The following is an 18,163-nucleotide window of genomic DNA, read 5'->3' as shown; positions in this document are numbered from 1 at the left end:
ATAGTTATGATAGCTAGTAAAAGCAGCCTTTTTTGAAACACCTCTTTTCCATAAGTACCGTTTTATTACTCGCGCTAGTCGTCCTAGCGAGTTGCAGCCGTAAAAGCGATTCTTTCCTTTCTCGTAACTATCATGCTGTCAATACAGAATTCAATACACTTTATAACGGTAATCTTGCCCTGCAAGAAGGTCTGGAAGGCATAAGAACCAACTTCGTCGACAATTACTGGGATATTCTTCCAGTAGAACCACTTGCCTTCAGTGAAGAAATCAAGATTGCCAATCCAGATGAATCCGACCCAAATTTTGCAAGAGCAGAAGAAAAAGCCATAAAGGCCGTACAAAAACACACCATGCTTATTGATGGTGAAGAGCGCAATCCGCAGATTGATGAGGCTTACATGTTGTTGGGCAAGGCTCGCTATTATGACCAGCGTTATGTCGAGGCGATTGAGGCATTTAACTATGTGCTGCAATTCATGCCAGACGCTGATAAGAGCAAACGCGCTCGCATCTGGCGAGAAAAAACCAACATGCGCCTAGACAACAATGAGATAGCGATAGAGAATCTTCAAGAACTCGTCGCTCTCAAGGACAGCATTGAGTTTGATAAGGAAGATCTCATCCTAGCAAACGCCACGCTAGGTCAAGCATATCTCAACGTCAATAAAATCGATAGTGCCATCATCTACATGAACCGCGCTGCCGATAGAACAAAAGACCGTGCTACTGAAGGTCGTTACAAGTTCATCACAGGACAACTTTTTGCTCGTGCTGGAATGCGAGATAGCGCTATTGTACACTTTGACGAGGTGATCGATTTACACCGTAAAATACCACGTGATTATTACGTTCAGGCATTTATAGAAAAAATCAAGTTGCGCGATACGCTAGAAATGAGCGACGCTCAATTATTCTATCTACTCAACGATCTAGAGCAAAATCGCGAGAACAGACCGTGGTTGGATTTAATCTATTCTCGCAAGGCCATTTTTTATGAAGGCATTGATAGTGTTGATGCCGCAGTTGTCGCCTATAATCAATCATTGAGAGAGCCTAATCGCGATAGCTATTTAAGAGCAAATAATTATAGCGCGCTAGGCGCCATCAGTTTTAACCAGGCTAGATTTGAGCAAGCCGGCAGATATTATGACAGCGCGGTAGCCTTGTATGCAGATCGCTCTCGAGAAAAACGTGCCACGACTAAAAAGCGCGATAACCTATCAGATATCATTTTATTCGAATCCAATCGCCGCAGTGCTGATAGCCTACTGGCAGTTCTCGCCATGAGCGATATAGAGCGAGAAGCCTACTATAATGAGTATATTGAAACCATTAAAGAACGTGATCGCCAGCTGGCAGAGCAGGCTGCGATTGAAGAAGCAAACCTAGCGCAGCAGCAAACGGCGCTTTCTACCATTCCTGCAAATGTGCCAGGTGGACGCAATCTTGGGCCGCCAGCCAATACTGTTGACGATATAGGATCACGCGGTCAAGGCTCGTTCTATTTTTATGTACCTACTACCGTGGCAAGAGGTAAGTTGGAATTCCGTAGTCGATGGGGCAACCGCACGCTGGAAGAAAACTGGAGACTGGACAGTCAGCGCAGTGCATTGCAAGAGAATGAAGATAGCGACATTGCAGATGCATCCAGCAGCGAGACACCACCAGAATATCTAGCATCCTATTATATGCAGCAGTTGCCTCAAGGCGATGTCGCGCTTGATAGTATCGCAGATGCTCGCGATTTTGCCTACTATCAATTGGGTGTTTTATATAAGGAGAAATTCAAGCGCAGCGATCTAGCCATTGATCGATTTGAGACGCTACTTACTTTTGAACCAGAGCAAAAATTATACTTACCTACTCTATACAACCTATACCTGTTAGGAGTAGATAATGCTGGTGGCGATTATGCTTTCGCGAAAGCGGAACAATACAAAAACACCATCATATCAAGATATCCTGATTCTCGATATGCACAAATCCTGCTCAATCCACAAACACAACTGGATCGCACTGGTAGTCCAGAAAGTGTGTATGCAGATTTGTATAGAAAGTATGAGAATGAGCAATTTGCACAAGTAATAGAAGAAGCCAATGAGAAAATTATAAGCTACAGCGGCGATCCCATAGTTCCAAAACTAGAATTGCTCAAGACGTACGCTTCTGGAAGATTGTATGGTTTAAAAGCTTATAAGGAAGGCCTAGATTTCATAGCCCTTAATTACCCAGGAACTGAAGAAGCAGAGAAAGCAGCGGAACTATCTGCCAGTGCAGAACGTTTACGTATTCCTGATACTTTCTTACCTGAGGACAGGCTAGAAAATTTCAAGGTTCTTTTTGAGATTCCAGCTGGTGATAGCAACTTGCGTCAGGACATTGCGGTAAAGATGGTAGAAGAATTTAAAAGCATAGGCAATGGCATCACTTTTTCCATTGATGTCTATACAGCAGAAACAAGTCTGGTAGTGCTTCACAATTTTAAGGATAAAGAAAATGCTGCTGAGCTTGCAGAATATCTAGCAACTCCTAACCGCATATCTTCACTACCTCAAGAATTTACCGTTATTGCAACCGATAATTATAAGATCGTGCAGGTTTACAAGAGCCTAAACGACTACCAGCAACAAACCCCTTAAAACCAACCGGATGAAAAATTCTAAAAACCAAACCGACACTGGGAATTCTCAAAATCGTATAGGTCATGGAACTGTAATTCAAGGCGATGTTACCAGCGACAGCGGTTTTAGAATAGATGGCGAGATTAAAGGAACACTCAAGTCGCCATCTAAAGTCGTTATAGGTAAAGATGGCAAGATTGAAGGTACCCTAGAATGTCAAAGTGCCGATATTGAAGGAACTTTCAAAGGAAATCTAGTGGTATCAGGTTTACTCACACTCAAATCCACTGCCGTTATAGAAGGTGATGTGGTAATAGATAAACTGGCTGTTGAGCCAGGTGCAACATTCAACGCCTCTTGTACCATGCAGTCAAATGTTAAGTCTATACGCGACCGCAACGCAGGTAAGTCTGCTTAATGGGTTATTTGCAACAAACTGACTGTAAATTAGATCCATGAAATTTTATCTCCAGACATTTATAGTCATCCTAGTATGCTGCCTTATCGCGTATTTTGTACACGACTGGTATGTAGATAATCCAGCGATATCACCTTTAAGGATCTATCTTTTTCTAGGTTTGGCTACATTTCTAACAGTTAGCGCTTTAAAATTCACTCATGCCTATGTGCCAGATAAATTGGGGTATGCATTTCTAGCGGCCATATTTATAAAGTGTGGCGCCGCGCTCGTTTTATTTCCAGAATTGATTGCCGAGGATCCAGCGCTATCAAAACGTCAACTTTTAGGTTTTATAGCTCCTTATTTTATCTTTCTATTTGTAGAAGTAGGCATCGTCATTAAATGGCTCAATAAGAATTGATTGTGTTAGCTTTCGCGAAAGCGTAATCCCCAAAATCTTCCCTGCAAATTCAATAGTAAAACAGCTATTTTAAGATTGTTTTTTGTCATACATTTGCACCCGAATTAAAAGACCTAACTTTTTAAGGTAAATTACATGTTTCAAGCATATTTAAAAGCTGCCTTTTTATCTTTTATGTTTCTCAGCTGCACTTTAGTAGCAGCGCAAGAACTTCTAGATCATGAGGATGGTCCTGCTCATGAAGAAGTCATGGACAACGATGGTGGTCGCATCAATACTGATGGTGAGATTAAGGAATATATACAGCACCACTTGCAGGATACTCATGATTTTCACCTTTTTTCCTATACTAATGATGCTGGCGTGCGTGAACATGTTGGTATGTCATTGCCTGTGATTGTATGGACTAGTGAAGGTTTACGCACCTTTTTATCTTCAAAATTTCACCATGATGATACTGGTGAGGTAAAGGTAGATGCAGATGGTGTTACCCTTATCAAACTGCACAGTAAGATTTACGAATTAGAAGATGGTGCAACTAGTATCAATTTTGATGAGGAGCATCACCCAACTAACGCAGCACGCGTGTTGGACTTTTCAATTACCAAGTCTGTTTTTGGTTTAATATTTATAGGTGTACTTCTGCTCATCGTTTTTGGTGGTCTTGCTAGACAGTATAAGAAAAAAGATATACCAACTGGTTTTGGACGTATTCTTGAGCCTCTAGTGATTTATGTACGTGATGAGATTGCTAGACCTAATATAGGTGAGGCAAAGTATCGCAAGTTTATGGGATACCTATTGACAGTTTTCTTCCTTATATGGATCGCCAATTTAATGGGCCTTACACCATTTGGTTTTAATATCACTGGACAAATAGCGGTGACGGTATGTCTTGCTTTATTTACGTTTTTCATCGTACAGTTTAGTGCAAATGCAGACTACTGGAAGCATATCTTCTGGATGCCAGATGTACCTGTCTTGATGAAAATCGCTTTGATCCCAATCGAGGTGTTGGGAATATTTACCAAGCCTTTCTCACTCTTGATACGTTTGTTTGCAAATATTACCGCTGGTCACTTTGTTGTAATGAGTTTGATCGCTTTGATGATCACATTGAAGGCTCAATTTGGAGCCATAGGATCTACTGGATTATCAGTTTTCCTTACCTTATTTATATCAGTAATAGAATTATTAGTAGCCTTTTTACAGGCCTATATCTTCACTATGCTATCTGCCCTATTTATAGGTATGGCTGTTGCAGAACATGATCACCATCACGAACTGGAGCCAGATCCAGAGCAGGCAAGTGTTGAAGATGTAAGAGAACGTTTTGTTTAATTTTTAAATCGATTGTTATGTATAATTTAATTGGAGCAGGTCTTATCGTTATCGGTGGTGGTATCGGTCTTGGTCAAATAGGTGGAAAAGCGATGGAAGCTATCGCTCGTCAACCTGAAGCAGCTGGAAAAATCCAAACTGCGATGATCATCATCGGTGCACTTCTTGAAGGACTGGCATTTGGTGCACTTATCCTAGGTAAGTAATCCAGAACAAAAAGAAACGCAATTCCTGCAACGGTTGGTTGCAGGACGCGTTTTTTAAAAATTAAAAATTATTACTTTAAAGTAAACACATGAATTTACTAGAAGATTTTTCGCCAGGCTTATTCTTCATGCAAGCGATCATATTGATCATCTTGATCTTGTTGCTAGGAAAATTTGCATGGAAACCTATCCTAAACGCACTAAATGAGCGTGAAGATGGTATCGCAAACGCACTGGCTAGTGCAGAGCGCGCTAAGCTAGAAATGGCAAAACTTGAAGCATCTAACGAGGCAGCAGCTCAAGAAGCGCGTGCACAGCGTGATGCTATGCTCAAAGAAGCGCGTGAGATAAAAGAAAAGATGATTGGTGAAGCTGCTGATCAAGCGCAAGCTAAGGCAGATAAGATCATTGCAAGCGCTCAAGAAACTATTCAGGCAGAAAAGAAAGCGGCACTAGCAGACATCAAGTCACAAGTTGCTGAACTTTCGGTTGATATCGCAGAGAAAGTTACTCGCAAGGAGCTATCAGAAAAAGATGCTCAACTAGCCTTGATCGATAAAATGCTTGCAGACGCAAATATCTAGACTATGAAACTATCCAGAGCTGCTTCACGATATGCCAAAGCCATTCTTGACCTAGCGGTTGAGAAAAATGAGGCTAGTGCAGTCAATGAAGACATGAAAAGTGTCCTGGTAACAGTTCACAAGAATAAAGAATTGCGTCAATTCTTACAAAGTCCGTTGATCAAGAGTGATCAAAAGCGTGGTGCGCTAAGACAAATCTTCAAGGATTCTAACGGTATCACGATGGGTGCTTTTGATCTTATTGTAGATAACAATCGTGCTGATATCTTACAGGATGTTGCCATGAAGTATAACATTCTCTTTGAAGAGATGAACAAGCGAGAGATCGCAACGGTAACTACAGCAGTAGAAATCACACCGCAACTTGAAACCAAAGTGCTTGAAAAGGCAAGAACTCTAGCTGGTAAGGAAGTTACATTGGAGAAGAAGATCGATCCTAGCATCTTGGGTGGCTTTATATTAAGAGTAGGCGATAAAGAAATTAATGCTAGCGTGCAGGCAACTCTTGGAGAGTTAAAAAGAGAGTTCGCGCAGTAAAGATTGAAGAGATTACGCTTTCGCGAAAGCAGAATAATAAAAACACAACGGTCCTTTTAAAGACCACAGTAATAGAATAAATACAATAACATGGCAGAAGTAAATCCAGCAGAAGTATCTGCAATACTTAAGCAACAACTATCAGGTTTTGATGCGACCGCATCGCTTGATGAAGTGGGAACCGTTCTTACCGTAGGTGATGGTATCGCACGTGTTTATGGTCTTTCTAACGCACAATATGGAGAACTTGTTTCTTTTGAGAGTGGTATGGAAGGTATCGTATTGAACCTTGAAGAAGATAATGTAGGTGTGGTACTTCTAGGATCCTCAATTGAGATCAAAGAAGGTGATACGGTGAAGCGCACGCAGCGTATTGCATCTCTCAAAGTAGGTGAAGGTATCGTAGGACGTGTAGTTAACACGCTAGGAGAACCTATTGATGGTAAAGGTGCGATTGAAGGTGACTTGTATGAGATGCCGCTGGAGCGTAAAGCGCCAGGTGTAATCTTCCGTCAACCAGTAAATGAGCCAATGCAAACAGGTATCAAGGCGATTGACGCAATGATTCCTGTAGGTCGTGGACAGCGTGAGCTTGTAATCGGTGACCGTCAGACTGGTAAGTCTACCGTGTGTATTGATACTATTATCAATCAAAAAGAATTTTATGACGCAGGTGAGCCTGTTTACTGTATCTATGTTGCCATAGGACAAAAGGCGTCAACTGTTGCAAACATCGCTAAGGTGCTGGAAGAAGCTGGTGCTCTAGCTTATACAACTATCGTTGCTGCAAACGCATCTGATCCTGCACCTATGCAGGTTTATGCACCGTTTGCTGGTGCAGCGATTGGTGAGTACTTCCGTGATACGGGTCGTCCAGCATTGATCGTTTATGATGATTTGTCTAAGCAAGCGGTTGCTTACCGTGAGGTGTCCCTATTGCTACGTCGTCCACCAGGACGCGAGGCGTATCCAGGTGACGTTTTCTATCTACACTCAAGATTATTAGAGCGCGCAGCAAAGGTGATTGCGGATGATGAAATCGCTAAGGAGATGAACGACTTACCAGATAGTTTGAAACCTATCGTTAAAGGTGGTGGTTCCTTAACGGCATTGCCTATTATTGAGACACAGGCTGGTGACGTATCCGCTTATATCCCAACAAATGTAATCTCGATTACTGACGGACAGATATTCCTAGACGGTGACTTGTTTAACTCTGGTGTACGTCCAGCTATTAATGTTGGTATATCAGTATCTCGTGTAGGTGGATCTGCACAGATCAAGTCGATGAAGAAAGTATCTGGTACGCTAAAGCTTGACCAGGCGGCATTCCGTGAACTGGAAGCTTTCGCAAAATTTGGATCTGATCTAGATGCTGCGACTTTAGGCGTTATTGAGAAAGGTCGTCGCAATGTGGAGATCTTGAAACAAGCACAAAACAACCCTTACCCAGTAGAAAATCAAGTAGCGATTATCTATGCTGGTTCAAAGAATCTATTACGCAACGTGCCGATTGATAAGGTAAAAGAATTTGAAAGAGACTACCTTGAATTACTGGATGCAAAGCATAGAGGTGCTTTAGATACTCTCAAAGCTGGAAAACTAACTGATGAAGTTATAGATACTTTGACATCAGTTGCTAAGGATCTTTCTAGTAGGTATTAAGAAAATAGATTTTAGAGCATAGAATATGGACTTCTATATTCTATGCTCCATACTCTAATCACAATAAAATGGCTAATCTTAAGGAAATACGTAACAGAATTACCTCAGTATCATCAACGATGCAGATCACATCTGCAATGAAGATGGTGAGTGCTGCAAAGCTGAAGAAAGCGCAAGATGCGATCACTGCGATGCGACCGTATTCTGATAAACTTACTGAGCTTTTACAGAACGTAAGTGCTTCCATGGAAGGTGATGCTGGATCGAAGTATGCAGAGCAGCGCGAGGTAAACAAGGCGCTTGTTGTTGCCATTTCCTCGAACCGTGGTCTTGCTGGTGCATTTAACTCAAATATTATTAAAGAGTTGATACGCCTTAATCAAGAGGAGCTTAATGGTGTTGCCGTATCCTACATGACCATAGGTAAAAAAGCAAATGATTTTGCTAAGAAAGGGTCTGACGTTACTTCAAACCATAGTGATCTTTTTGATAATATCTCTTTTGAGAATGTAGCTGTCATCGCAGAAGAATTGATGGAACTATTCGTTAACGGTGATTTTGACAAAATCGTGATCGTTTACAATAGTTTTAAGAATGCCGCTACTCAAGTAGTGATGACCGAAGACTTCTTGCCGCTCAAGCCCCTTGCACAAGAAGAAGACGTGGAGCCAGCGAATGCTGTAGAGTACATCTATGAGCCTTCTAAAGAAGAGATCATTGAGCAATTGATACCTAAGTCGCTTAAAATGCAATTATACAAAGGTGTGCGTGATTCATGGGCTAGTGAGCACGGTGCTCGTATGACAGCCATGCACAAGGCCACAGACAACGCTACAGAATTACGTGACCAATTGAAATTGACTTACAACAAAGCACGTCAAGCAGCGATTACTAACGAGATCCTCGAGATCGTAGGTGGTGCTGAAGCTCTGAATAATTAACCTGAGTGTCGTGCTGAATTCATTTCAGCATCTCATCATCAGTAGTTTAAGCCTGATTAGATAAACTAACAAAACCCTCTAGATATTCTAGAGGGTTTTTTGTTTTGCGCTCTTTATAGCTAACTATATCATATTCTCAGATGAAATGTCAACTATTTAGAAGTTTGACAGAATACAAAATTCCTTATTGACCTATTACAAGATAAAATTATTGACACTAAAGTCGCTAATTCTGCTGTACAGATAATAAAAGATTGATTTAATCACGCTTTTGCGAAAGCGGAATATGCGAACATAATTCTGACTCTATCAAGTCACTGAGCGCCTCATTAAAAATTTTCTGTAACATTTTGAAAGTCGTCTATCTAAAAGGCGAAATCAAAACACTACATCATGAAGACTTTACTGAGTTTAATTCTTTTGACCTTTACAGCCGCGACCATCACTGCACAAAATGCTGACAATGCTATCAAAGTTAGCGTTACAGGTTCTGGTGAGCCTATACTATTTCTCGCTGGTTTTGCTACTGACGGAGATGCAGTCTGGAAAGATACCGTTGATAAACTTTCTAAAACCAAAGAGTGCCATGTGGTGAATTACGCAGGTTTTGCTGGTCAGGATTCCATTGAATTTCCTTGGTTGCCCAAAGTCATTGAGTCCATCCAAGATTATATTGAGAACAAGAATCTCAAAAACCTAACACTTATTGGACATAGTTTAGGCGGTACTATAAGTATGCGCCTGGCTACCAACAAAGAATTTGATATAAAGCAATTAATTTTAGTGGACGCCTTACCAGCAACAGGAGCGCTCATGATGCCTAATTTTGATCCTGAGCTTATGAAATATGACAGCGCTTATAATCAGCAAATGCTGGAGATGGATGATGGAGTATTTGCCTCAACGATCACAGGCATGGCCACAAATATGACCACCAGCGATGCAGGAAAAAGCGATCTCATCAAATGGATGCAAACCACCGACAGGAAAACATTTGTTTATGGCTATACAGACTATCTCAAACTTGATGCACGACCTTATTTATCAGAAATTAAAACACCTGTGACCATTATAGCAGCGACTATGCCTTATGGTGAAGCAGCAGTCAAAAGCACCATAAAGAGTCAATTTGATAACCTGAGTGAATACGATCTTGTACTGGCTGCTGACAGTGCTCATTTCATCATGATGGATCAACCTGAATGGTTCTTGCTGCAAATCGTTGAATTAGTAAGCAAATAGATTGTGACCGAAAAAGAATTCACACAAATGTATGAACGGCTGCAGCCTAAAGTCTCGCGACTTTGTCTAGGATACGTGTATGGAGATCAAGACGTGGCCAGCGATCTTATACAGCAAACATTTATCAATGCCTGGAAATACAGAAAATCTTTCAAGCAGCAATCAAGCATTGATACTTGGGTTTACTGCATCGCCGTGAATTGTTGCCTGGGATACTTAAAGAAAAAGAGACCCGTCAAGCTGCAGGAAAAACATGTTGTTTCATTGAAAAATGAAACTACCGATACTGAAGATGAGCCAGATATCAAACGCCTATATCAATGTATTGACAAACTAAAACCCATCAACAAGACTGTCGTGCTCATGGAACTTGAAGAGATACCACAGCAAGAAATTGCTGCGACACTAGGTTATTCTCACGGATCTATTAGGACGCGCATATCTAGAATAAAAGAACAACTACTTAAATGCCTATCACGATGAAGAATGAAAACTTAAAATCAGTATGGAATGACCAGGCTAACTCTATCTCGATAGATGACTCTCACGCCTTTCTAAGAAAAGCCAAGGAAGTAGAACGTAAACAAAAAATAGGAGTCATCGTCATGGTCACGACGGTTACCATTTTGATCATTTATGCGATAGCCTATTTTCCAACACAGTGGAACTGGTTTGCTACTGGTTTATGTCTTATGATCGGGTCGCTAGCCATAAGAGTAATCATCGAGCTAATCTCAAAACAAAAAAAATTATCAAAGGCTGTATCTCTGAACGCAAAAAGCTATGTAAAATATCTGCAGGGCTACTATCGTGGTCGCAAAACTATCCATTATGTGATCACGCCGCTTTGTTTCGGCATCTATGTTTTTGGCCTTATCCAGCTGTTCCCTTACTTTAAACAAGCCTTTTCTGCAGGATTCTACAATTATCTCGTCATCAGTGGTATCGTTTCTCTCGCTGTAATTGCTATCATCATCATTGTGCAAATCAGGAAAGAGATGCTGTTTTTAAAAGGTATCCAGTCAGCATAGCGTTTTATTTATGGTCACGTTGCTGTTTAGGATCCAATTGGCTTTTGATAATTACGCTTTCCTGTCTGCCGACAGGCAGGCGCGAAAGCGTAATCATCAGCAACCGTCTACACAATTATCAAGATTCTGGTAACGCACGCCATTTCAATACTTTGTTGCAGTAGAAAGCAATAAAGATGATGGACAGCAGCATGACACCATAGCTTAAATACTCAAGTTCACCCCAAAAACTAGGATAGCATGATGCATTGCCTATATCTATTGTAGTCCGTGCAATGCATCGCGCCTGCCTGATCTCATCAATTAATAATGCGATGAAAAACAAGAGCGGTACAATGTAGATCAGCGTCATATTCATGATGATACCAGCCACAAATTTGCGAAAATGGCTCAAAGCAAATACACCACACAAAATGGTGCCCAATAGTGTAATAATAACGAGGGAATAAATACTGAATTCCTCAAGTGCGTTGTTTATCAAAGATGTGAATGCAATAACAAACGAGAGTAGTAGTACAACCACACCTATCGCGACTATGGTAAATATCAAAATGCGCAAGCTGCTTATCCTGAATAAAAACAGCAGTAAACCAATGCCAAAGCTAATCCATATAAAAGCATGTATGGACCCGTTAAAGATGTTTGAGGTCTTGATGTCCTCTAGGTTTTCAAAAACCTTTCTCAGATTAATTTGATTGATATAATAATCTGTTTCTATAGATTTAGAAAATTTATTGAACTCGCTATTATTACTGTAAGAGACTGGATAGGCCTCAATCACATTTTCAGGCTTACTCTGCTGCAGCAATGCTTTTACCTCAAATGTATCTGGATTATAGACTAGATCCATCCAGGTGCTCGCATCAAGATTGGTCTCTACCTTATACTTGGCAGCTACATCAAGATATTTTGTAAGCATCTCTTGAAAAGCTTGTCGATCACCGCTTTTCATTAGCTCCACATTTCTAGAAAGTATAGAACGATGATAACTTGACATCATCTTTCTTTCAAATCCATCAAACGGTTTATTAGTGATAAAAGAATTGTAATCACCGTTAAATTGCTGGCCTGCCTCAAAAAATAGGCTGCTGTAATGCCAGTAAGATGGCGCAATGACAATCAAATTATCAGAGACATCTTGTACCTGATCTTTATAATATATAATTGTTAGATCATCCTGATCTCTCGATCCTATTCGGGTAGCGCTTGTATCTGCATAAAACAAGTTTCTTTCCTGACGCTGTGTAATGACAGAATCGACGGTTGAGAATTGGTAATTTAAATTTGCAAATTGATAGTGAGGCTTGCTGTAGTCAATAAGGTTGGATCTAGTTTCGGCATGTAGTTGGCTTAGGACTTCTGGATAAGTCGCTTCATCCAGTGTATAATCTGACAGCTGTTGACTTACAAATTGAGCGCCGCGGTTTGCGGATAGCAAGTCTTGTTCTACAATCTCATCAGTATATGTTGTACTAATATAAGCCTGTAAACCCAGCGTATACGAGTAGTAAAAACTGATGCTGTAAATAATAATCACCAGATAACTACAAAACTGAAAAAAAAGCTGTCCTGCGCTGTAGCTATAGAAATTTTTGAATGCATTATTCCTAAACATCATCACGACCCATAGCGTGATCAAAAGGATAGAAATAATCAGACCTATAAAAAAGGAACCACTCCCAAAGTATGAATTAAGTGCGTCATAAGATTGTAGCGATTTAGGATCTGTCAAGGCAAAAAGTCCAAGAATAAAAAAGAATCCATGTAGCGCGGTGCCTGCAAGTAACATCCAGACAACTTTGGTATTCCAAATAGTTGGATAGCGCTCGAGTAATTTTTGGTCAATACGGTTGAAAAGATTTTTCATAATGGTCATGCGTTAATCGATAAAAAATCTTCTAGTTGATTTTGAAATATTCCTGACATAAACAACGTCAGCTTGAGTAGTGCCTAGAATGCTTAGAACTTGATTGAATGAAGTGGTTTCTTTAAAATAAGCAATGTAGATACCGCCATTGAATATTAGCTTTTGTAATCCTACAGGTTGCAATGCAGATTCAAGTTCGTTTCTGGTGGCCTTAATGTCCATTTCAATAATAAGTTGTAGCACATCAGCATTGTCAGATTGCTCCTGGATTTCTTGTGATCCTTTTTTTAAGAAAATGACTCTATCAGATACTTTCTCGACCTCGTACAATTGCTGTGAACTCAATATAAGCGCCACTGGATTGACAGGCGAGTTGCATATGGATTTCAAGTCCTCTAGAATTACCTGTTGTGCAAGCACGTCCAGGTTTGCTAGCGGCTCATCCAGCAACAACACTTCGGGCTGTCTCAATAAAGTTCTCGCAAGTTCAAAGCGCATCTTATAGCCTGAAGAAAGCTCGCTCCATTTCAAATCCTTATAAGACCATAAACCCATGCGAGCCACCATCATGAGCGCTCTAGTCTCAATTTCATCTGGTGCCACATTATAATTAGCAAGTACAAACTTTAAATTATCCATCAGCGGCCCATACCACTGCTCCGTGCGCTGCGGTACATAAGCTAATCGCGAGCGCAGGTCATAATTTGTTTGGGTGTCAGCCTTTAAAGAGTAATCAACTGCACCAGAATCATGTGCCAGTTCTTGTGCCAGTATCCGCAACAACGTCGTCTTACCATTACCGTTCTCGCCTACCAGACCATAGACCTGCGATTTATGTAGCTGTAGGTTGATAGGTCCCAATTTAAAGCCATCACGCCGGTACTTTTTCTCAACATCTTTGGCAGTGATGACAACTGCCTCATGCTCATGTTCATCTGGTTGCACATGGGTGAGTGCCTCGCTTAGACTCAAGGCTTTGGTGATAAAATCTTTAGTGTGGTTTGCATGATGCTCTCGCCAGTCAGTAAGCTCAATGGCTCTTTTATACAGCGACATATCTTGAGTATCAATCGTGCAGTCCAGCAGCAAGCGATAACCCAGATCCACGTCTTGATCCTGCAAATAGGATTGAGCCTGACGCAGTCGGCTTTGGTAAGTTGTCATACAGGTGTATTGATATTGTTCATTTATACCGCGATGTCTTTAGGTAGCATTGCGGTTATTGTAGTGGTTACGCTTTCGCGAAAGCGTAATCCCAAAAAAAATAGCACTATAACGGTCTTGCCTTTTTACCTAGGAAATAAGAACTCATGGCCATGATTAGTGCAACGAGCGCGCCCCATTGCTCACCATCCACAATGACGATATGTGCCAGCATGGCTAGCAGAATATTAAAAAAGAAGCCCGCATAGGCCCATTCTACCAGGGATCTATTTTTTCTAATGAGAATGGTGGCGACACCTAATAGCTTCGCGCCAGCGAGCGGATACACGATCCATGTTGGGAAGCCTAGTTTGACAAACTCTGTAAAAATGTATTCACTATTGAAGAGGTACATTCCTGCAGAGAATGTCATCATCAAGCAGAAAAGAACTGTAACGATCCAGTAAGCGATTTTCATAAGATGGTTGGTTTGTAGTGATTAATTATAATTGCGCTCTATTAATTCCATGAAGCGCTGTTCATAGGCTTCTTTACCAGACCATTGATTGTAATCTGGTTTTATCATGGTGTGTATAAAGTTGCTGGCCTCGTCATAAGTCTTAAAGGTATTGAGTTGCGATAGTACTCTATCAAAGTCGGCGGTGCTGCCTTTAAAAAGATGCTTGACAAATCCTATACGATCATTCATACCTACTTTAAAGCCTTTGCCCAATGATGAATTGAGCGATTGCGGTCTTGCGGTTGCGTTGCTCTCGTCCTTGCGCTCAAAAACAGGCATGGTTTGAAAATCTGCGGTCAATTGTTCCAGGTCTGTGGTAGTAGATTGTTTGGGCGTTTTTAACTCTGGTTCATCATCATAGGGAAACTCTGTGACTAGCTTATGAATAGTTCCTATTCCAGGTAGGTCCATCTCGTCATCTTGTCCATCTTCAGGCACTACTAGATGCGTCAGGCTATTTGTGGTATAGCTTTGACGTTCTTTTTCAAGTTCTTTGTCCCTTTCCTTTTTAAGGTCGTGGTAAATCTTTTCAGAAGGTTCTGGAGTTTCTGGAGACTTGTCGGGCATATTACCTACCATCTCGTTGATGGTCGATATTCCTGGAAGATCCATGTCGTCTCTATTACCATCTTCAGGCACTTCAAGCTGTGTCAAACTATTAGTAGTAAAGGAATCTCTATATCGATTAGGCAGTTTTCCTGTAGTGCGATAGCCTTCTGCATCTTCTTCTTCAGGTGCGTCTGGCGCCTCATCGGGCATCTCTACTACCATTTGCTGTATGGTGCTTATACCAGGCAAGTCCATTTCTTCCCTCGTATCGGTATCGGCGACAAACAGGTCACTCAGATTGTTGGTAGAAAATGCCTCGCGCACCTCTTCTTGAGCTTCTTCCATGACTTGTTCTACCTCATCACTAGTTTCTCGAACGTCTCGCTGGGCTTCTTGAAATGCCTGATCAAGACGCTGCTCTACTTCTTTAGTTCCCGCGGTAGGCTTTACATCGCCAAAGTGCTTCTCAGTAAACGCCAGCACGGTTAATTTTTCATATAATTCCTTGGCAATTGCTTGCAGCTCGACCACATCATCCTTCTTTTTATGTTGTAGAATACGGTGTGCAAGGCTGGTAAGATCTGCTGCTATTTTCTTTTTCATAATGCTGTAATATGCCGCTGGTTTATTTGTATTTTTGGGATGTTTGCAAGTAAATGCAACGTCCCACAAGAGTCTGTAAATTACAAAATGTTTCTAGAAAATACCGTAAATCACGAGGAGCAATTCGGTTGGATCGAGGTGATCTGCGGCTCCATGTTTTCTGGAAAAACAGAGGAGTTGATACGCAGGCTCAAGCGTGCACAATTTGCACATCAAAAAGTAGAAATTTTCAAACCTGCCATCGATGTGCGATATGATGAGGACATGGTAGTCTCACACGATGCTAATGAAATACACAGCACACCAGTTCCCGCTGCAGCAAACATACCGCTGCTTGCCACAGGCTGTCAGGTTGTAGGTATTGATGAGGCTCAGTTTTTTGACGATGAGATTGTGAGTGTTTGCAATAATCTTGCAAATCGCGGTATAAGAGTCATCGTCGCTGGACTAGACATGGATTTTAAGGGCAATCCATTTGGCCCAATGCCTGCACTCATGGCGACTGCGGAATACGTGACAAAAGTCCACGCCGTATGCACACGCACGGGAAACCTGGCACAGTACAGCTATCGCAAGACAGACAACGACAGTGTTGTCATGCTGGGTGAACAACAAGAATATGAGCCGTTGAGTCGCGGTGCCTATTATAAGGCGATGCTTTCCAGTCGTGTCAAGGACATACCCGTAAGCGATGCCGAAGAAGTGAAACACAAGACAGGATCCTAAACACCTTTATGCAAGGAACGCGACTAGAAGTCAATCTCAAGGCACTAGAACACAATTTTAATTACCTAAAATCGCAACTGGATCCAGGCGTTCTATTTATGGCTGTCGTCAAGGCAAATGCCTACGGTCATGGTATCATCGAGATCAGTAAAAAGTTACAGGAATTAGGCACAGATTATTTTGCGGTTGCTTATACAGAAGAAGCCATAGAACTGCGCGATACAGGAATCACAAAACCCATTCTTGTATTGCATCCACAATCACACACGCTGGTGGATTGCATACAACGATGTGTGGAGCCAGTAATTTATAGTGTGGATATGCTGGATAATATTTTAGCTTTCGCGAAAGCGGAATCCCAAAAGAACTATCCTATACACTTAGAGTTCAATACTGGATTGAACCGCATAGGAATAGAACTTGAAGAAATCGACCAAGTGTTAGAACTACTATCCAACACTGATGCAGTTAAAGTGCGAGGAGTGCAGTCGCATCTTGCCGCAAGCGAGGATCATGATGAGCGCGAGTTTACCGAGTCTCAATTAGATGCATTTGAAAAAGTGACTCAGCAATTAGAGGAAAAACTTGGTTATAAGTTTTTAAAGCATACCGACAACACCAGTGGTATCCTTAATTACAAGGCTGGTCACCATAGCATGGTACGATCTGGCATAGGGTTGTACGGCTATGGCAATGATCTAGAACATGACAAACACTTAATGCCTGTTGGCTCACTCAAATCGCAGGTATCACAGTTGCGTGAAGTTAAAAAAGGCGCGAGTATAAGCTACAATCGCAGCCACAAAGCAACAACAGATATGAAGATTGCGGTCATCGCGCTAGGTCACGGCGATGGCATCAATCGTATTTATGGCTATGGCAATGCACAAGTGAAAATCAATGGGTCATGGGCGCCAACGCTGGGAATCATTTGCATGGACATGTTTATGGTCGATGTAACAGATATTGACTGTAAGGTAGGCGATGAAGTAATCATATTTGACGAGAAACATACAGCGCGAGATCTTGCCGAGAATGCCGGAACCATAAGCTATGAATTGCTCACAGGTATTCAAAAACGAGTGCAACGAGAGTACATAATTTCATAAAGCATCTTATCGCTGTATTTAATCATTTATCGATTGTGGCATCTATTGAGACAAGTTTTACAGTCGCATAAACTTGTAATGTTTTAAATTGTTCCCTGTAATCAACTAAATCATTCATTATGCTTAAAGAATTTAAGAATTTTATCATGACAGGTAATGTCGTGGATCTGGCAATTGCGGTCATCATGGCTGGTGCCATCAGTGCCGTTGTAAAAGGATTTGTAAACTTCATCATGATGCCTATTGTGGGTTATCTAACGGGTGGCGTTGATTTTGCTGACCTAAAATATGTGCTCGCAGAAGCTCAAGTCGCCGCAGATGGAACTGAAACCAGTCCAGAAGCCGCCATCTTATACGGTGAATGGATAAACACTATAGTTTCCTTGATCATCATAGGGTTTGTAATGTTCATGATTGTCAAAGCTTACAACAAGGTAAGAGCTAAGAAAGAGGAAGAGAAAAAAGAAGATCCAGGACCATCTAAAGAAGAAAAGCTTCTCATGGAAATTAGAGACGCCATCAAGGCACAAAACTAATTCCCTACACAATTTATAGGATAAGCCGCTTCTATTATAGTAGCGGCTTTTTCTATGCCTTATTTTAAGAATTAAATACCTGTTTTAAACGTCCGATTAATACATTTGCCCACAAAAT

19 protein-coding genes are annotated in these 18,163 nt (G+C 41.2%); 15 read left to right on the top strand and 4 right to left on the bottom strand.

Annotation, left to right across the window (positions count from 1 at the left end; all coding sequences use genetic code 11):
• The first annotated feature begins 32 nt into the window (after positions 1-32).
• The 12 genes from porW to EJ995_RS02715 all read left to right on the top strand — a co-directional run bounded on the left by porW (position 33) and on the right by EJ995_RS02715 (position 10,992).
• On the top strand, positions 33-2,642 hold the full coding sequence (gene porW / locus EJ995_RS02770) for a type IX secretion system periplasmic lipoprotein PorW/SprE (protein WP_126445390.1): 2,610 nt from the start codon (positions 33-35) through the stop codon (positions 2,640-2,642).
• 10 nt (positions 2,643-2,652) lie between these two features.
• A complete protein-coding gene (locus EJ995_RS02765; protein ID WP_126445388.1) occupies positions 2,653-3,042 on the top strand; it encodes a bactofilin family protein in 390 nt (129 codons plus the stop codon).
• Between the two features lie 37 nt (positions 3,043-3,079).
• Complete coding sequence (locus tag EJ995_RS02760; protein ID WP_126445386.1) at positions 3,080-3,445, top strand: DUF6168 family protein; 366 nt, start codon at positions 3,080-3,082, stop codon at positions 3,443-3,445.
• Positions 3,446-3,580: 135 nt separating this feature from the next.
• Positions 3,581-4,786: a F0F1 ATP synthase subunit A gene (atpB, locus tag EJ995_RS02755; RefSeq protein WP_126445384.1), complete on the top strand. Its 1,206-nt coding sequence runs from the start codon at positions 3,581-3,583 to the stop codon at positions 4,784-4,786.
• 17 nt (positions 4,787-4,803) lie between these two features.
• Positions 4,804-4,992, top strand: a complete 189-nt coding sequence (gene atpE, locus EJ995_RS02750; protein ID WP_041495483.1) for an ATP synthase F0 subunit C — start codon at positions 4,804-4,806, stop codon at positions 4,990-4,992.
• A gap of 89 nt (positions 4,993-5,081) precedes the next feature.
• Positions 5,082-5,576, top strand: a complete 495-nt coding sequence (locus tag EJ995_RS02745) for a F0F1 ATP synthase subunit B (RefSeq protein WP_126445382.1) — start codon at positions 5,082-5,084, stop codon at positions 5,574-5,576.
• Between the two features lie 3 nt (positions 5,577-5,579).
• Entirely contained in the window at positions 5,580-6,113 is a 534-nt protein-coding gene (atpH, locus tag EJ995_RS02740) for an ATP synthase F1 subunit delta (RefSeq protein ID WP_126445380.1), read from the top strand.
• A gap of 90 nt (positions 6,114-6,203) precedes the next feature.
• On the top strand, positions 6,204-7,778 hold the full coding sequence (gene atpA / locus EJ995_RS02735) for a F0F1 ATP synthase subunit alpha (protein WP_126445378.1): 1,575 nt from the start codon (positions 6,204-6,206) through the stop codon (positions 7,776-7,778).
• A gap of 68 nt (positions 7,779-7,846) precedes the next feature.
• On the top strand, positions 7,847-8,719 hold the full coding sequence (gene atpG / locus EJ995_RS02730) for an ATP synthase F1 subunit gamma (RefSeq protein ID WP_126445376.1): 873 nt from the start codon (positions 7,847-7,849) through the stop codon (positions 8,717-8,719).
• Between the two features lie 393 nt (positions 8,720-9,112).
• Positions 9,113-9,961 carry an alpha/beta fold hydrolase gene (locus EJ995_RS02725; protein WP_126445374.1) on the top strand — a complete coding sequence of 283 codons (849 nt, stop codon included), beginning with the start codon at positions 9,113-9,115 and terminating at the stop codon, positions 9,959-9,961.
• A 3-nt stretch (positions 9,962-9,964) separates the two neighbouring features.
• Entirely contained in the window at positions 9,965-10,444 is a 480-nt protein-coding gene (locus tag EJ995_RS02720; RefSeq protein ID WP_126445372.1) for an RNA polymerase sigma factor, read from the top strand.
• Positions 10,441-10,992 carry a hypothetical protein gene (locus EJ995_RS02715; protein ID WP_126445370.1) on the top strand — a complete coding sequence of 184 codons (552 nt, stop codon included), beginning with the start codon at positions 10,441-10,443 and terminating at the stop codon, positions 10,990-10,992. Before EJ995_RS02720 ends, EJ995_RS02715 begins: the two co-directional genes overlap by 4 nt.
• 118 nt (positions 10,993-11,110) lie before the next feature.
• On the opposite strand, the gene EJ995_RS02710 is transcribed toward EJ995_RS02715, so the two are convergent.
• The 4 genes from EJ995_RS02710 to EJ995_RS13200 form a co-directional block, all read right to left on the bottom strand.
• A complete protein-coding gene (locus EJ995_RS02710; protein ID WP_126445368.1) occupies positions 11,111-12,859 on the bottom strand; it encodes a YrzE family protein in 1,749 nt (582 codons plus the stop codon).
• A 12-nt stretch (positions 12,860-12,871) separates the two neighbouring features.
• Positions 12,872-14,023, bottom strand: a complete 1,152-nt coding sequence (locus EJ995_RS02705; protein ID WP_126445366.1) for an ABC transporter ATP-binding protein — start codon at positions 14,021-14,023, stop codon at positions 12,872-12,874.
• Between the two features lie 106 nt (positions 14,024-14,129).
• Positions 14,130-14,480 carry a DoxX family protein gene (locus tag EJ995_RS02700; RefSeq protein WP_126445364.1) on the bottom strand — a complete coding sequence of 117 codons (351 nt, stop codon included), beginning with the start codon at positions 14,478-14,480 and terminating at the stop codon, positions 14,130-14,132.
• A gap of 21 nt (positions 14,481-14,501) precedes the next feature.
• A complete protein-coding gene (locus EJ995_RS13200; protein ID WP_206482261.1) occupies positions 14,502-15,674 on the bottom strand; it encodes a hypothetical protein in 1,173 nt (390 codons plus the stop codon).
• Between the two features lie 87 nt (positions 15,675-15,761).
• Between EJ995_RS13200 and EJ995_RS02690 the strand changes: the two genes are divergently transcribed.
• From EJ995_RS02690 to mscL, 3 genes are all read left to right on the top strand, one after another.
• Positions 15,762-16,400 carry a thymidine kinase gene (locus EJ995_RS02690; RefSeq protein ID WP_126445362.1) on the top strand — a complete coding sequence of 213 codons (639 nt, stop codon included), beginning with the start codon at positions 15,762-15,764 and terminating at the stop codon, positions 16,398-16,400.
• A gap of 8 nt (positions 16,401-16,408) precedes the next feature.
• Positions 16,409-17,509, top strand: coding sequence for an alanine racemase (gene alr / locus EJ995_RS02685; RefSeq protein ID WP_126445360.1), 1,101 nt, complete (start codon positions 16,409-16,411; stop codon positions 17,507-17,509).
• Between the two features lie 119 nt (positions 17,510-17,628).
• Positions 17,629-18,045, top strand: coding sequence for a large-conductance mechanosensitive channel protein MscL (gene mscL / locus EJ995_RS02680; protein WP_126445358.1), 417 nt, complete (start codon positions 17,629-17,631; stop codon positions 18,043-18,045).
• Positions 18,046-18,163 lie beyond the last annotated feature (118 nt).

The sequence above is a fragment of the Nonlabens ponticola genome, from assembly GCF_003966335.1.
Classification (GTDB): domain Bacteria; phylum Bacteroidota; class Bacteroidia; order Flavobacteriales; family Flavobacteriaceae; genus Nonlabens; species Nonlabens ponticola.
This window is presented reverse-complemented; position numbering and strand designations above follow the sequence as displayed.

Bases quoted from the DNA above. Each gene is read 5' to 3' on its own strand.
- EJ995_RS13200 (WP_206482261.1), bottom strand. From the start codon at position 15,674: ATGAAAAAGAAAATAGCAGCAGATCTTACCAGCCTTGCACACCGTATT.
- atpB (WP_126445384.1), top strand. From the start codon at position 3,581: ATGTTTCAAGCATATTTAAAAGCTGCCTTTTTATCTTTTATGTTTCTC.
- EJ995_RS02760 (WP_126445386.1), top strand. From the start codon at position 3,080: ATGAAATTTTATCTCCAGACATTTATAGTCATCCTAGTATGCTGCCTT.
- EJ995_RS02715 (WP_126445370.1), top strand. From the start codon at position 10,441: ATGAAGAATGAAAACTTAAAATCAGTATGGAATGACCAGGCTAACTCT.
- alr (WP_126445360.1), top strand. From the start codon at position 16,409: ATGCAAGGAACGCGACTAGAAGTCAATCTCAAGGCACTAGAACACAAT.
- atpE (WP_041495483.1), top strand. From the start codon at position 4,804: ATGTATAATTTAATTGGAGCAGGTCTTATCGTTATCGGTGGTGGTATC.
- atpG (WP_126445376.1), top strand. From the start codon at position 7,847: ATGGCTAATCTTAAGGAAATACGTAACAGAATTACCTCAGTATCATCA.
- EJ995_RS02745 (WP_126445382.1), top strand. From the start codon at position 5,082: ATGAATTTACTAGAAGATTTTTCGCCAGGCTTATTCTTCATGCAAGCG.
- atpH (WP_126445380.1), top strand. From the start codon at position 5,580: ATGAAACTATCCAGAGCTGCTTCACGATATGCCAAAGCCATTCTTGAC.
- EJ995_RS02690 (WP_126445362.1), top strand. From the start codon at position 15,762: ATGTTTCTAGAAAATACCGTAAATCACGAGGAGCAATTCGGTTGGATC.
- EJ995_RS02765 (WP_126445388.1), top strand. From the start codon at position 2,653: ATGAAAAATTCTAAAAACCAAACCGACACTGGGAATTCTCAAAATCGT.
- atpA (WP_126445378.1), top strand. From the start codon at position 6,204: ATGGCAGAAGTAAATCCAGCAGAAGTATCTGCAATACTTAAGCAACAA.
- EJ995_RS02710 (WP_126445368.1), bottom strand. From the start codon at position 12,859: ATGAAAAATCTTTTCAACCGTATTGACCAAAAATTACTCGAGCGCTAT.
- EJ995_RS02700 (WP_126445364.1), bottom strand. From the start codon at position 14,480: ATGAAAATCGCTTACTGGATCGTTACAGTTCTTTTCTGCTTGATGATG.
- EJ995_RS02705 (WP_126445366.1), bottom strand. From the start codon at position 14,023: ATGACAACTTACCAAAGCCGACTGCGTCAGGCTCAATCCTATTTGCAG.
- mscL (WP_126445358.1), top strand. From the start codon at position 17,629: ATGCTTAAAGAATTTAAGAATTTTATCATGACAGGTAATGTCGTGGAT.
- EJ995_RS02725 (WP_126445374.1), top strand. From the start codon at position 9,113: ATGAAGACTTTACTGAGTTTAATTCTTTTGACCTTTACAGCCGCGACC.